Below are 14,639 nucleotides of genomic sequence, written 5' to 3' on the forward strand. Positions count from 1 at the left end.
CCCCAAGACCGAACAGGAGAGTGAAGCACCCGAGCAGGAAGCCGGATGAGCGCCGCCGATCACATGGCCGCGTTCCTCGCTTGGCAGACCCGCCAGCGCGTCAACTTCGACGCGCTGGCGGGCGCCGCCGACGCCGGTGACTCCAGCCTGGCCGCCTCACCACGGCGCCGCCGTATCCTCGCCGAGGCCGCCCGCACCCTGGCCGCCCGCGGCCTGGCCACACTGCCCAAGGGGAAAGACGGCTGGGACCACGCCGCGCACCCGCCGCTGCCCCGCTGGGTCCAACGCCCTCCGGCCGCCCGACCCCCCGGCCGACGGCCCGCCCCCAGGGCCTACGTCGCACAACTGGCCTTCGCCACCACCATGCGCCTGACCACGGCCGACCACGCGCTGCTCGGCCCCATCAACGCGTTGCTGCGCGACCAACCCGACGCCGAGGTCATCCCGCTCGCCGACCGGTCCTACCAGCTCTACGGCGAAGAGAAACACCTCAAGCACATCGAGCGCCACCACCTCGTCACCAAAGGCTTCCTCGACCTCACCACACACCTGCGTGCCCGACCCACGCCCGCCCCGCTGGCAATGTTCGAACTGGGACCGGCACCCTGGCTGCTCATCGTGGAGAACACCGCCGCGTTCACCAGCCTGCGCGAGATCCTCGGCACCTGGCCCGACAACAGCCAGGTCGGATGGCTCGTCTTCGGCGAAGGCGACCACCTCATCGCCTCCCTCCCCACCGCCCTGACCTCCTTCCGCGAACGCAGCCACCCCGTGGACACGGTGCTGCTGTACGCGGACCTCGATCTCGACGGACTGCGCTGCGCCCAGAAGGCCAGTGATCGCGCACGCACCGCCAGCCTGCCTCCGCTGCAGCCGGCGCTCGGTCTCTACCAGGCTCTCCTCGCCCAGCCGCCACGCCCTCACCCGCCCGTCGCCATCGACGAGGCACACACCGCCGCCACCTGGCTCCCGCCGTACCTAGCCAAGCCCCTCGCGGAACTGCTGGCCACCGGACTGGTGCTGCGCCACGAGGCTCTACCGCTTCCCCACCTCCGCGCCCTACTCACGCCGGACGCTCTCCTGCTTCCTCAGATCCGCGACGGCGCGAACCCCAGGCCCCCCCGGGCCCGCATATGCCGCTCCACCCCGTCCCGTCCGGAAGGACCGCTCCTGATGAGAGTCTGCCCCTCGCCTGATCCCCCGTCCCACGGTATCGACGCACCCGAAACAGACCCACGAACCTGGCACGACATCTGCACCACCACCATCGACGCTGTGCCCGTCGAATGCATCCGCCCGAGCGACACCGACCGCCCCACCTGGTGCGTATACCCCCCGGGCCGACACGGCCCCGAGGACTACCTGGGCACTCTGCACGCCCGCGACATCGACGGCTTCTGGTACGTCCAGGCCACCGGCGAGCGCCACATCTCACTCGCAGACGCCCTACGCACCCTGCAGGACGCCCGACCCACCGCCCGTGACACCCCCTCACCGCGCCGCTGCTAAACGACACCGGAAGTGCCAAGCCCCGGGCTCTCCACCAACGTCCCCCGCTGGTCGTCGGCGGCGCCTTGACCAGCACGGTGGAGCCCCGCTGTCAGCCTTGGGGTGACAGCGGCACTTGAGACGGACCGGCGGGTGAGCGGTCGAGGAGCGCGACGAAGAAGTCGGCAAGGAGGGGTTGGGCGCGGTCGCGGTCGCGGAGTTCGTCGTGGCCGAACCGGAAGACCTCGTAGCCGCGGAACTTCAGGGCGCGGTCGCCGGCCATGGTCGCTGCGTACTTCGTGCTGTCGGGTTCGGTTCCTGCGATGCGTGTGTAGTGCTGCATGCCGTCGACCTCCAGGACCACGCGCCGGTTTCCGGGGAGCAGCATGAGGAAGTCCATGCGCAGGTTCTGCATGGCCTGCGGTCCGCGTTCGCGGATGGTCTTGGGGTCCCAGTGGAGCCAGATCTCCGGCAGGAGGGCGGGGACGTCGTTCAGGTGGTCCCGGTGGGCGTGGTGGTAGTGCCAGAACAGGTTCTTCTGCCCTGGGGAGTTTGGGGGCAGGGAAGCCTCCATGCGGCTGTAGAGGGACCGGGCCGCCTGCTCGCGGTCGGTGATGTTCCGGGTCTCCTGCCACCAGGCCAGCAGGTCGCGCCAGAGCAGGCCCTCTTTGCCGACGGGGTGGTCGTAGACCAGGACCTTGTCGTCGCGTTGGGCTACTTGCCGATCCTGTTCTGCCGGGATCGGGTCCAGCGGGACTGCCCGGCGGCCAAGCGTCGGCGCCCGGCGTCCTGGAGCCGCCGCCGTTGCTTGCGCAGCTCCGCCTTCTGCGCCTTGTCGCTCTTCGGTTTCCGGGGTCGCTTCCAGATCGGCTCCCACCCGGACGGCTCATCGAGAGCTGCGGCGCTCTGTTTCACGGCTGCCCTGGCGCGGGCGAGGGCGTCCTCGAGGCTGGCAAGGTACGAGGCCCGCTCCCCTCGCGGCAGGGCGGGGGAGCGGACGTCGGATGATTCAGCGGGTCGCCGCCTCGTCGATCTTGCGACGTGCCCGTCGCCGGGCACGGTCGGGGTCTCGTTGCAGGGAGGGGCGAACTTGGGGTCGAGCCGGGAGGTCGCTGGGGGCTTCGGGCCGGTTCGCCACCGTGGCGAGAAGAGTCCGAATTTTGTGGGCGAACTCGGGGCCCGGTAGGGGCATCTCGCTTTCGGGTTCGCGGAGGTAGCCGACGGCCACAGCGGTGGGCATGTAGGTCATCAGCTCGGTGACCACGGCCGAGCGGGGCCTGCTGACGTGTCCGGCGAGGCGGCGCATGACGCGCAGAAGCGTGGTACTGGAGGCGCCGTCGCCGTGGCGGAGGACGAATGGGGCGCCGTCGCAGCGGAGTGTGGTGTGGACAGTGGGCACGTCTGCGTTGGTCGATTCGGTGTGCGTCTCACCGGTTTGGGTGCGCCACCAGCCGGCGGTGTGGGTCTCACCGAGCGCGAGGTGGTGCAGGTAGAGGCAGTAGGCGGCGGCTGGGTGGCCGGCTCCGGCTGCGTACTGCCACCAGAACCGGGCCCCGTCGTCGCTCTCGGTCAGTTGCAGCACGCAGGCCAGGATCAGTGCGCTGCGCGGTTCGGGGACCTGGTCGGTGACGAATGCGGCGACTGTTGTGGCCGGTGCGTGGCGGACCAGGGCCTCGCAGAGTGCGCGAAGTTCTTCGGCTGCGGTGATGTTCGGAGTTCCGATCGTCACCGGGTTGTTGCGAGGGCTCGTCTCGCGGATGGGGACGGCGTCGCGGGGCACGGTGCGTTTGGGGGCGAGCAGCGCCCTGGAGAGCAATTGTTCAATGGTCGTCATGGGTGAGTCCTCCGGATCGGGGCGGCAGCTCGATGGTGTCGTCCAGGAAGCGGTTGGCGTGGCGCTCGTCGGATCGGACCGCGGCCAGGGGAATGCCGAGCAGGTCGGAGACCTGCTTGGGCTGCAAGCCGCACAGGTGCCGCAGCACCATGACGTCGAGCTGGGCGTCGGGCAGCTTGCTGATCGCGGTGAAGAGCTCCAGGCTCTCGGCCAGTCGAGTTGGCTGTTCCTCCGGGCCGGCGTCGTGCAGCGCGACGGTGCTGAAGGCGGCTTCGGCCAGTACGGGGCGCTCGTCCCTGTAGTTGGCTTTGGCCTTGACTGTGGCGCGCAGGATGTTCCAGGCGTAGCGACGGATGTCAGGGCTTGCGAGAGCCTCGTCGAAGCAGAGCCAAAGGATCGCGAAGGTGTCGTCCACTGCGGTCTTGTGGCTACCCTCGGCGAGGAAGACTCCTGCGTAGGCGAGGTATCCATCCATGACCATCTGGCACAGGGCCCCGTGTTCGAGGGGCGGCCTGTCGGAGCGGTCGGTGGCCACGGTGGTGGTGATGGTGCCTTCCGTTGACCGGTCGACCCATTCCCGACTCTTCCCCGCGTCCATGGCTGCCTGCTTCCACAGCCGGTACAGGGGCCAGCCGGGAATTTCCAGCTCGCCTGCGAGACGGTGGATGACCTCCCAGCGTGGGTAGTGGCCGATGCCGCGTAGCAGCTCGGACAGCTTCGACTTGGCCAGGACGTTCAGGCTGAGGTCGCTGAGGGTGCGGCCGCTGGCCAGGTAGCGCTCGCGGGTCGGCTCCAGCCACGCGCGGTGCGAGCTGCTGACCGTGTTCGCGATGGGGCCGAGCTTGCGGCCGGGTCGTGCCGGGCCCGCTGCGTTGTACGACGTTGTCACGGAGCGTCGTCCTCCTTGTCGGGCACCGGCGCCACACGGTGTCCGGAACGAGCCTCGGTGCGTGAGCGGGAGCTACGCGCAACCTGGGCGATGGTCAACCCCAGGACCGGGGCCAAACCGGCGATGAGGTTCGCGTGCCCCATGGCGGCCATCGCCGTGCTCCAGCCGAACACCACCAACATGACCAGCGCCAGCGCCATTGCCGCCGCTACTTGTTTCTTGCTCATCACCATTCCTCGGTGTCGAGTCCGCGATCATCCGAAAGACCCCTCAAGGGGGCCTCCAACGAGCGGGTGCCGAACCGCTGTTGAAGGAGCATCAGGATGGACCGACACAGACGCATCAAGTGACGTGATCAAGGATTCACGGAACATTAGGAGTCGGGGACGAGCGCCAGGGGGCCGGAGATGACCGTTCCGTTGCACGTAGAGGCCACCGAGAGCAGCGATCGCATGAAGTTCCCGGTTTTTCCTTGCAATCGCACCCCGGCACCCCGTCATATGGAGATAGGACACCTTGGTGTCGGCCTTCCATCCGGAAGAGGCGTGTTCCCCGTGCCGAAGATGGGGATCACGCCACGCGCCCTCGCCCGGCCTGAGGTAGAGGCCGGGCGAGGACGGCGGACGCCCCGCGGCTGCGACGACCGTAGCGCAGGGCGCTGACAACGAGCGCTCCCGTGACAGATCTCGCGACGAGCAGATCCAATCGCCCCGCATGCGGCGCGGCGGCACCTGCCCGGCCAGAGGGAAGTACATCGCCTCGGTTCGGTCCGGCACTGCTTCAACCACCGTCCAGGCGCCGGCTTTCGATGCACCGTGATGGTCGCTAGCTTGTCTGGGCCCCGGGCATCACGTGGAGCAGCTCAAGTCGGCGCTGCGCCGCCTCTGTGGCTCCTGGTCTCTGTCCGGGTACACGGCGGCGTAGGGCGACGAGGTGTGGGCCGAGTTCTCTGGCCTGCCGTGAGTCTCGGATCTGCTGCCACTGGTGGTGGGCGCGGTCCACGGCGGCCTGGACCGGTTCGGCGTCGGGGGCTTGATGGCGGGTGAGGCGGGCGTCGGCTGCCGCCATCCACAACTGACAGCTGTCCGCCGGATCACCGGCGAGGTGGGCGATGTCTGCCCGCACCTCCAGCCAGTGGACAGCCTCTGCGGACCGAGGACCGTAGGTGTGCAAGGCCCAACCCTCCCACTGTGCGGCGAGCGACGCGGCTTGCCCATGGTGTCCGGCGCGTGCGGCGGCCAGGATCACGGGAAGAGGGTCCGCGTCCACCTCTACCGGGGCCGGTGTGGCGGGCCGCGGCGCCGGCGCCAGCATGGCATTCGGGGCGAGGAGGAACGATCCGTCGTGGCCGGCAGCGGCGGCGGCGGCCTTCACATGGAGTTCCGACAGCGGCGGAGTCAAGCCGCTGCGCCAGATGGCGGCCACGGCCTTCAGGTAGGCGGGTTCCGCGACGCGATGGCGGGGTGGCGGGGGCGTGATACGGCCATGGAGCGATGTCCCGTGGCCGAGGGAGAGGCCTTCCCTGCGGGTCTTCTCCCAAGTGTCGGCGGTGGCGAGCCGGATCGGGTCACCTCCGCTCGCGCGGAGAGCACACGATCCCGCGCGCGTCGGTCGGCGCCGGGGACGGGGCACCTCCGCTCGCGCGGAGAGCACAGCCCGAGGAGTCCTGATGCCCGAGGTGAAGGCGGGTCACCTCCGCTCGCGCGGAGAGCACGTCCACACCTGCCCGTGGTGCATGAGCCGGATCGGGTCACCTCCGCTCGCGCGGAGAGCACGGTCAGGCGTCGCCACGGTGGTACTACGACGGCGGGTCACCTCCGCTCGCGCGGAGAGCACCAGTCCTCGGCGAGGGCGATGTAGCGGGGAGCCGGGTCACCTCCGCTCGCGCGGAGAGCACATCAGGTCCGCAGCGTCCAGCCTGGCAGGGGGCGGGTCACCTCCGCTCGCGCGGAGAGCACGCCGCCGGGGTCCAGTACACGGTGGGCTGGAGCGGGTCACCTCCGCTCGCGCGGAGAGCACGTAGACCTCCTCCGGCGGAACGCCCCGCAGGGCGGGTCACCTCCGCTCGCGCAGAGAGCACTGCACGTCCAGGCGCAGGCTCTCCCACGCGGGCGGGTCACCTCCGCTCGCGCGGAGAGCACCACGCTGACGCGGCCCACGACAAGCCGGGGCACGGGTCACCTCCGCTCGCGCGGAGAGCACTTCCGCGTGCACTTCGCGGGGCACCGGTACGCCGGGGCACCTCCGCTCGCGCGGAGAGCACGCCGCCGGGGTCCAGTACACGGTGGGCTGGAGCGGGTCACCTCCGCTCGCGCGGAGAGCACATGACCAGCGGGGATACCGGCTCGGGCGCCGGCGGGTCACCTCCGCTCGCGCGGAGAGCACGCGCGGTGGCGCATCTGTGGTACCACACTTGACGGGTCACCTCCGCTCGCGCGGAGAGCACACCTCCCACGTCGCGTGGAGGCCGATGGCCTGCGGGTCACCTCCGCTCGCGCGGAGAGCACGTGGTCTTGGGGGCCGTGTTCTTCTGCAACTGCGGGTCACCTCCGCTCGCGCGGAGAGCACGGCAAGGAGGTGAGCACCTCCTTCGCGCAGATCGGGTCACCTCCGCTCGCGCGGAGAGCACCACCAGGAGGCGACGAGGCTGGCCGTGTGGGACGGGTCACCTCCGCTCGCGCGGAGAGCACGGGGCACGGGCGGCCGGCGCCCTCCGGTACGACGGGTCACCTCCGCTCGCGCGGAGAGCACTCAGCCCACCAGCTCCGTCGTCGAGAAAAGCGCGGGTCACCTCCGCTCGCGCGGAGAGCACCCCCAACGCAGTCCCCACGACTCAATCAGGAGCGGGTCACCTCCGCTCGCGCGGAGAGCACCGAGCCATCCGCTCATGGGGCATCCCCGACGCCGGGTCACCTCCGCTCGCGCGGAGAGCACCCCCCGGCCCCGTCTGTACGTGGTCCCTGCCCCGGGTCACCTCCGCTCGCGCGGAGAGCACCCCGGTAGCCGTGGCTACGGACTCAAGCACACCGGGTCACCTCCGCTCGAGCGGAGAGCACGGTCGGCCGTCCACACGCGGGATCCGATCGTGCGGGTCACCTCCGCTCGCGCGGAGAGCACTTTCACGATGGAGTCGAATGCCGATTCACCGGCGGGTCACCTCCGCTCGCGCGGAGAGCACGAAGCCGCGGGGCCGGCCCCGGAGCCTGAGGACGGGTCACCTCCGCTCGCGCGGAGAGCACGGCCGGCGGCTTCCCTGGAATCGGGGAGCTGGCGGGTCACCTCCGCTCGCGCGGAGAGCACGCCCAGTGCGTCGGTGACGTCTTGCGGCATGGCGGGTCACCTCCGCTCGCGCGGAGAGCACGTGCGCGCTCAGGCCGTCCCCCAAAGGGCGGCCGGGTCACCTCCGCTCGCGCGGAGAGCACCGGGCATGATGTGGGACATCGGTCCTCTTCTCCGGGTCACCTCCGCTCGCGCGGAGAGCACTCCAGCAATCGGGGTGCTCATCGCGAGGTCTCCGGGTCACCTCCGCTCGCGCGGAGAGCACCGCTCCGCCGCCGCCTGCCGGCGGATCTGCCGCCGCCTGCCGGCGGATCTCACGCGGGTCACCTCCGCTCGCGCGGAGAGCACATCGTGCGGTGGGCGCTCGCCCCCTCCCCCACCGGGTCACCTCCGCTCGCGCGGAGAGCACGGGACCAGGACTTCCTTCTTGACCGTGCGCCACGGGTCACCTCCGCTCGCGCGGAGAGCACCCGACGTCGGTGCCCTTCCTCGGGAGGAGAATCGGGTCACCTCCGCTCGCGCGGAGAGCACGGCCATGACCATCATCGAGTCCATGGCGCGGACGGGTCACCTCCGCTCGCGCGGAGAGCACACGAGGCCCGGAGCGTCCGGAACGTCAATCCGCGGGTCACCTCCGCTCGCGCGGAGAGCACCCTTTCTGACCTGCCCAGCTATGAGCGGTTTGCCATCTCGTTATCGTCGTGCTGGAAGGTGATCAGTGTGAGGCCGTCGAAGTCTGTGGGCCTCCGGCGTTGGCTTCCGGTGGTCCGGAGATTGAAGCCCTGTTCGTTGTCGCTTGGATAGGCCAGGACTGCCGAACCCTCCTGACTGGCGGCGGCAACTGATTCCCAAAGCTGTTCCCGGACACGTGCTGAGACGGTGCCGACGTACAGCTCCGGGGTCACTTCCAAAAGCCAGCGGCTGAGTGCCCCTCGTAGATGAGGGGGTACCGCCGAGGCCGCGATGACGATCATTGAGGCCATGTGAACCCACCTGTTGGGGCCTCGGGCGAGGAGGCGTGATTTGTGCCGCCGCGGATGGGGCCGGTGACGGGGTCCCATAGGTCTACGAGTTCTTCCTCGACGTCTGGTACGGCGTGCTGGGTGTCAGGGTCGAGTAGGTCTTGGAGGTCGGCGACGATGCGTGGGAGCAGATTGAAGAGACGGAGGCCGTCACGGAAGGATCGGCGGGCTGTTGCCTCCGGGTTGGGGGAGGCGTGCAGGGAGAAGGCCAGCGGGATGGTGAGCTGGGCCTTGTAGAGGTCGGCGACGTCGTAGACGAATGCCTGCTGGTTGCCGGAGTGGATGAAGCCCAGAGCAGGTGAGCAGCCTAAGGCGAGGATCGCGGCGTGAACGATGCCGTAGAGGCAGGTGTTGGCAGCGGAGAGGGCGAGGTTGACCGGGTCTTGGCTGTCCCAGGCGTCTGGGTCGTAGGTCCGGCGGAATCGGCCGATTCGGTGCTGTTGGGCCAGGAGCCGGTAGTGGGCCTTGACTCGCTGCCCTTCCATGCCGCGCAGTTGGGCAAGTGAGGTCGCTTGCTTGGGAAGGCTGTCCCTTCCGAATCGCTTCTCGTACATGGCGGTGGCCACGGCCAGGCGCCGGTCATCGTCGCACCACGCTCGGGTCTGGCGTTCGAGCCAGGCTGTGCTGAGGGAGTCGGGAAGGGCGGCCGCGTAGCAGCGCACTCCTCCGGAGCCGGTGATGAGCACAGTGGTGCCGTGGCGGGCGAGTGTGGTTAGAGCGCGGGCCGTGATGGAGGTTCCGGGGCCGAGGAGGACACAGCTGAGGGCGGCGGTAGGCAGGTAGACCGATTCGGTGCCGCGGCCGCTGGTCACTTCGGCGCGCACGCCGGTGTCGTCCTGGTGGATTCGGACGACGTCGAGGTAGAGGAATGAGAGTGAGTCAGCGATGCGCGGCAGCATCGCGACGGTGGGTTTGGCCAGGCGGCGGCGGGCGTCACCAGGTCGGCGTGGCGGTGTGGGCTGTGTCGTCATGGGGTAGCCGCCCGGGTGGGAGCGACGGTGAGGAGTCCGCAGCCGTAGGCCTTGCCGCGGCCGATGCCGTCGGTGAGCTTCATGCGGAGTTGGTGGGCGTCGATGATTGTCGCGCTGCCGTCGAAGCGCGTGCGGGCGTGGCGTATGCGCTGCGTGCTGGCGCCTGTGCGGGTTCCGCGGGCGGCGTCCACGGGCTGGGAGTGCAGGCTGAGGACCTTCAGGCCGGCGATGTCGGCTTGCCGCACCCACCATTCGTCGGCTGCGGTTCCGGAGAGGGCGACGACGGCTGGCAGGTTGTAGGCGGCGCGGGTGGAAGCGCCGGGTTTGCGTACTGGGCTTGCCACGCAGCGGAAGCGGACGGTCAGGCCCGGCCGCAGCGCGTCCAGCATGACGTCGAGGGGCCGGGTGGCGGCGGTCCCGTAGGTGCCGGCGAGCTTGTCCAGGTCGGGTCGGTGGGTGCTCTGCATGAGCAGGTGCGGACCGGCGGGGGTGTCGTCGATGCGGTGCAGCACACCGAAGCGGGCCCGCGGGTCGGGGCCGGCGTCGTCGGGGAACAGGGACATGAGCCGGCGGTGGAGGTCAACGGCAGTGCGGTCACGCCGGGCCTCGCGGGACCGGGGGTCAGGGACGATACGCGTGAGGTAGACAGTCATCGCGGGCTGCTTTCCGGCTGGGCCAGGTGCTCGGCGGTGTACGAGCCGAGGGTGTTCAGGTGGGCGGTGCCCAAGCCGGTGTACTGGTCGGCGGGCAGGCGGAGGATGCGCTGGTAGGCCGGGCGGGCCCGGTAGCTGCGCCGCTGGGGGTGGAAGCTGGCGGGATGGTCGTTGATCTGCCCGGCCGGCATGTCCCCGTCTTCGGCGTTTGCTGTGCGTAGTGCTCCGGGGACGGGCAGCCGGTCCAGGGGGCGGTCGGAGGTGAACGTGACGTCGGGATGGTGGCCGGCGCGCGGCGGTCGTGCGGCGATCGGCAAGTGGAGTAGATGGTGCAGTACGTCGTCGCTGGAGCCGAGCAGGAGCGGGCCCTCGGGCGGGCAGGAGCGCCGTCCCAGGAAGAGTGGCCACCTCGGGTGGATCAGCGCGGCGGCCGTCTCGCGCAGGAGGCCCTCTGGGGTGTCGCTGGTGGTGGTGAGGGCGATGGTGAACGCGGCGTCGGAGAGGTAAGTGCGGTGGGTCTTGAGCGTGGTGGTGTCGCCGCCGCGTTTCTTGCCCTCGGCGGTCGTGACGGTGGCGCGGGCGGGCAGGCCGCCGCCGACGGTGTGCAGATCACGCAGGGGCACACCGGGACGGTCGATCCGCACGGTCAGGGTCAGGGTGGCTAGGTCGTCGATGTGCTGTTCCCGGGTTCGGCCCATGGCTGCGGCAAGGAGACCGATGACGCCGGAGCGGGTCGGGAAATGGGCGGTGTCGCGCTCGTTGAAGTGGGAGAGGCGGCCCCACGATTGCAGCGGACCGGCCAGCCGCAGCAGGATCCCCTCCTCGGGAGCGGGCCGTGCGGTGGTGGTCACGCGGCAGATCCGCTCGGCTGTGCCAGTGCGGCGTCCAGGGCCGCGGTCAGCAGGTCGTCGAACGCGTCGTGGCGTTCGCCCAGGCCCTGCAGTGTCTTGGTCTCCAGGCTGGTCCAGCCGGCGGTCAGGATGTGCCGGGTGCCGAGCATGGTGTTGGCCGCACGCGCGTACCCGGCGAGCGCTTCGCGGCTCGGGGCACCGTAGCCGCCCTCGATGGCCGCGGACACCGGCTGCTCGAACGCGGCCGCGTACGACAGGGGGCGGTCGGAGCGCACGCTGACGTGGACGAGGTCGGGGATGGTGTGGGCGGCGGTGGAGTTCTTCTTGGCCTGGGGCAGCGAGGTGATGAAAGCCTGGAGGAAGCCGTGGGCCAGTTCCCGCAGTTCCTGCGGGGTGCCACCCGCGTTGTGCGCCAGGTCGCGCAGGTCGAGGGTGGCGTAGCGGTAGAACGTGCCGGCACTGAACTCGGCGTGCCCCATGTGCCCGCTGCCGCTGGAGTCCCCCCAGACGGCGGTGACATCGTCCACGGCGGAGAAATAATCGAGCTCGACATCGGTGGGATGGGTCGTCATGGCGTGCGCGACCTGGACGGCACCGTCAACGCCAGCCTCGTCTACCTCGGCGAGCATCCGCCCGAACAGGTTGATCACTCCGTTACGGGACCGCAGGACCCGCTCGACCGGCTCCTTGGGCAGCACGCTCTTGTCCGCCGGCTTCTTGATGTCCTTCGCCGACTCCAGCGTCTCCCGGTGCTCCTGCGCAAGATCGGCGAGCTCCACCACAGCCGCCTCGGGCACGTACACCATCGCGTTGGTCAGCACCTTGTTCGCGATCTGCTGCCTGTCCCCGTCCTTCGCCAACTCGAACTTGATGCTGGACGCGGCCGCGAGGTGGGCTCCGGCCCGCTCGGCGAGATCCACAGGCCAGCCCCGCTCCTGGAGCAGCTTCGTGACACGCTCGCCGATCCGGCGCGTCCGCAGCGCGGCGTCCCCGACCTGCTGCTCGAACGCGCCGCGGATCGCCCGCTTCCAGGACTGGCTGCTGACCCGCGTGCGCAGCGTGTTGCCGTACTGCACCGTTTTGACGGAGTTGGTGTCGTCGCGGTTGAGATTGGCGAACGGCACGGACTGCACGACATGGATGTCAATGAACCGGGCGGGTGCTGTGGGCATGACTGATCTCCTGACGTAACGATGCGAACGGTGCGCGCCCTGTCCGGGCACATCACTGGGGTTTCAAAGCGAAGCGGGGGCTTCGCCGGCGCCTTGGTCGTCGGCCCGCTTGGCGGCCTCATGCGCGTCACGGGCGCGGATTCGGTAGTAGTCCTGCAGCCATCGGCGGGCGATGCGCCCCGAGTGGCGCTGCCACTGCGCCAGGTCCGACAGCAGCTGGGAGAAGTCGACGCTCACGTCGAGGGAGCTCAGGTAGGCCACCGAGGCCGGCAGGTGACGGTGAAGCCCCGGCAGGCTCTGCCGGGTCAGCAGGTTCAGCCGACTCTCGGCCGTGCCCTCCCGCATCACCGCCTCCCGTCCCCCAGCCGCAGCTGCGAACGCCGCACCGAGACTGCTGCCCCACACCGGCCCCGTGCGACCGCGCGCACCCTCCGCGCCGACGGGCACCGCCACCGCACCGGCCTCGCCCTGCGCAGGCCCGGCCCCGTCCTCACTGGCCGCGGAACGGGGCTGCGCGGCAATCATCGAGGCGACGGCGTAGTACGCCTGCTGCACCTCCCTGGGCGTACGGTCCTGAGGAAGCCACGGCGCCACGAACCGGTGCATCCGCACCACCGCGTCCAAGTCCTTCCGCAACCCGCTGCGCAGCGCCGCCCGCGCCCCCGGGTCCTCGGCACACAGCCGCTCCACCCACGCCACGAACGCCCGCTCCCGTGCACCCCGGTCACCCTGCCGCTGCCCTGGCACCAGGACCTGCCCGCCCATGCTGGCCGGCACCGGCTCCGCCCCTGCCGTCGTCGCCGTCATTCCACAGCCCCTCCCACTCCGTATCCCCGCACGGCAGCCACTGCCGTGCGCTGCTACTTCTTCTTGCGGTTGCCGCCGTACAGCTCGATCCGCGCGTCGCTGACCGCCTTGGCCCCTCGCTGGGTCCGCGTCACGGTGGCGGTGACCGCCTCGTACGCCTCCTCGGCCAACCGCAAGAACGCCTTACGCGCCTCGCCCGTGTTCAGCCCGACGTCCGGCGACTCCCCGCTGCGGTCGAGACCGGCGAACCGGCTCCAGAACTCCTTCTCGGCCTGCGGCCAGTACCGGCCCGCCGCATCACCGACCCAGGCGTCCCCATCGGCCTTCGCGTCATCGACGTACGCGGCCCACGCCCGCCGCACAGCACGCTCCAGACGCCACCCGAACATCTCCCCCATACTCCGCAGCCGCCCCACCGCGGGCGCCGTCCGCGGAGCCCGCTCCTCGACGAGGTCGAACACCACGGGCGTGGAGGCGTCAACAAACTGGAAGTCCTTGGCCTGACCCTCCTGATCGAAGCCCAGAGCCCGCACCCGCAGCCGCTCGGTGACCTCCTGCGCCGTGCGGAACACCACCGGCCGCACCGGCTGTGCCGTCCCCGACGGCTCCAGCAGCAACAACGCGTCCAGATCCCGCCACAGGCCCCGGCGCGCATCCGCCGGCCTCGGGTACCGGTTGCCCTGCTGACTGGTCTGCCAGATCAGGAAATCGTCATCGCGCGGCCTCCGCTCCCCCTGAAAGGCCCAGGTGACATAGGCGTCCGCCACCAGCTGCCCGCTCTCGTCGGGCACCAGCAGCACCGCGTGCTCCGAGCATGCCGTCAGCCGCGAACATGGCCCCTGAGGCAGCAACGGAACACCGGCAGGGTCAGGCAGCTCCTCCCACTCCCAGGGGCACAAGTCCCGCTCCTGCCTGTCCGAACTCCGCGGCGGCACCAGCCCGGCCAACAGCGTCTCGAACAGACTCGCGCCCTCGGGGTGATACGACAGCGCCGTCCGCAACGGCCCCGCCGACGCACTCGCGCTCTTCACCCCGCCCACCTCACGCGCCGAGCACCGCCCCGACGGCCCCCAGTAGTGCCACACCAGCAGGTTCAGCACCGCCTCCGGCACCGCCGGCAGATCAGGGCGCGCATCACTGCCGTGCCGGAACCACGCGTGATTGTTGCCCGACGGCCGCGAGATGATCAGCTTGTTCACCCCGGCCGTGTTCTGCCGATCGCACTGCTCGCGCAGCCGCGCGTCCTGCATCCACGGACGACCCCCCACCGGGTCGAACACGAAGAACCGCTCCCGCCACCGGGCGAGATACCCCTCCACCCCCGGCGGTCCACCTCCGCCCGGACGGCCTTTACCAGCCGGCAGCCGCCCCTCTACCAGCAGTTCGACGCGCCGGTCGGCCCAGTCGGGCCCTGCCAGGTCCAGGCCCGTCACCCGAGCCGTCAGCGCGTACAGCACCCGCAGCAACGCGGCGTGCGCCGGAGCGTCAGGCACGTCAAGGCCCGCGATGTCCCCCGCGCGCAACAGCAGATCACGCAGACCCACCCGGTCAGGTAACTCCCGCGCGCCGGCTTCCGGCCGCCACCGCACCGGGATCCACCCCTCATCGACCAGGCTGTAGATGCCATCAGGCATGGAAAACGTCCGATCCGGTAGACGACAATCAGGGAAAGG

12 protein-coding genes and 1 CRISPR repeat array are annotated in these 14,639 nt (G+C 70.2%); of the genes, 1 reads left to right on the top strand and 11 read right to left on the bottom strand.

Annotated features, from left to right (window positions below):
* Positions 1 to 45 precede the first annotated feature (45 nt).
* Positions 46 to 1,509, top strand: coding sequence for a hypothetical protein (locus M4D82_RS00260; protein WP_249764048.1), 1,464 nt, complete (start codon positions 46 to 48; stop codon positions 1,507 to 1,509).
* 91 nt (positions 1,510 to 1,600) lie between these two features.
* Here the strand turns inward: M4D82_RS00260 and M4D82_RS34475 are convergent, their stop codons facing one another.
* The 11 genes from M4D82_RS34475 to casA form a co-directional block, all read right to left on the bottom strand.
* A complete protein-coding gene (locus M4D82_RS34475; protein WP_502988841.1) occupies positions 1,601 to 2,365 on the bottom strand; it encodes a hypothetical protein in 765 nt (254 codons plus the stop codon).
* A gap of 132 nt (positions 2,366 to 2,497) precedes the next feature.
* Entirely contained in the window at positions 2,498 to 3,322 is an 825-nt protein-coding gene (locus M4D82_RS00275) for a hypothetical protein (RefSeq protein ID WP_249764050.1), read from the bottom strand.
* A complete protein-coding gene (locus M4D82_RS00280; RefSeq protein ID WP_249764051.1) occupies positions 3,309 to 4,211 on the bottom strand; it encodes a sigma-70 family RNA polymerase sigma factor in 903 nt (300 codons plus the stop codon). Before M4D82_RS00280 ends, M4D82_RS00275 begins: the two co-directional genes overlap by 14 nt.
* On the bottom strand, positions 4,208 to 4,438 hold the full coding sequence (locus tag M4D82_RS00285; RefSeq protein ID WP_249764052.1) for a hypothetical protein: 231 nt from the start codon (positions 4,436 to 4,438) through the stop codon (positions 4,208 to 4,210). The genes M4D82_RS00280 and M4D82_RS00285 overlap by 4 nt, the downstream gene beginning before the upstream one ends.
* Positions 4,439 to 5,774: 1,336 nt before the next feature.
* Positions 5,775 to 8,143: direct repeats of the CRISPR family, unit length 29 nt; unit sequence CGGGTCACCTCCGCTCGCGCGGAGAGCAC.
* Between the two features lie 18 nt (positions 8,144 to 8,161).
* Entirely contained in the window at positions 8,162 to 8,473 is a 312-nt protein-coding gene (cas2e, locus tag M4D82_RS00290) for a type I-E CRISPR-associated endoribonuclease Cas2e (RefSeq protein WP_249764053.1), read from the bottom strand.
* On the bottom strand, positions 8,461 to 9,483 hold the full coding sequence (gene cas1e, locus M4D82_RS00295; RefSeq protein ID WP_249764054.1) for a type I-E CRISPR-associated endonuclease Cas1e: 1,023 nt from the start codon (positions 9,481 to 9,483) through the stop codon (positions 8,461 to 8,463). The genes cas2e and cas1e overlap by 13 nt, the downstream gene beginning before the upstream one ends.
* Complete coding sequence (gene cas6e / locus M4D82_RS00300) at positions 9,480 to 10,136, bottom strand: type I-E CRISPR-associated protein Cas6/Cse3/CasE (RefSeq protein ID WP_249764055.1); 657 nt, start codon at positions 10,134 to 10,136, stop codon at positions 9,480 to 9,482. The genes cas1e and cas6e overlap by 4 nt, the downstream gene beginning before the upstream one ends.
* On the bottom strand, positions 10,133 to 10,987 hold the full coding sequence (gene cas5e / locus M4D82_RS00305; RefSeq protein WP_249764056.1) for a type I-E CRISPR-associated protein Cas5/CasD: 855 nt from the start codon (positions 10,985 to 10,987) through the stop codon (positions 10,133 to 10,135). The genes cas6e and cas5e overlap by 4 nt, the downstream gene beginning before the upstream one ends.
* A complete protein-coding gene (gene cas7e, locus M4D82_RS00310; protein ID WP_249764057.1) occupies positions 10,984 to 12,159 on the bottom strand; it encodes a type I-E CRISPR-associated protein Cas7/Cse4/CasC in 1,176 nt (391 codons plus the stop codon). Before cas7e ends, cas5e begins: the two co-directional genes overlap by 4 nt.
* 63 nt (positions 12,160 to 12,222) lie before the next feature.
* The gene (gene casB, locus M4D82_RS00315; RefSeq protein ID WP_249764058.1) at positions 12,223 to 12,966 is read right to left on the bottom strand and encodes a type I-E CRISPR-associated protein Cse2/CasB; all 744 of its coding nucleotides are present in this window, start codon (positions 12,964 to 12,966) and stop codon (positions 12,223 to 12,225) included.
* 53 nt (positions 12,967 to 13,019) lie between these two features.
* The gene (casA, locus tag M4D82_RS00320; RefSeq protein ID WP_249764059.1) at positions 13,020 to 14,600 is read right to left on the bottom strand and encodes a type I-E CRISPR-associated protein Cse1/CasA; all 1,581 of its coding nucleotides are present in this window, start codon (positions 14,598 to 14,600) and stop codon (positions 13,020 to 13,022) included.
* Positions 14,601 to 14,639: the final 39 nt, after the last annotated feature.

It is taken from the genome of Streptomyces sp. RerS4 (assembly GCF_023515955.1).
Lineage (GTDB): Bacteria > Actinomycetota > Actinomycetes > Streptomycetales > Streptomycetaceae > Streptomyces.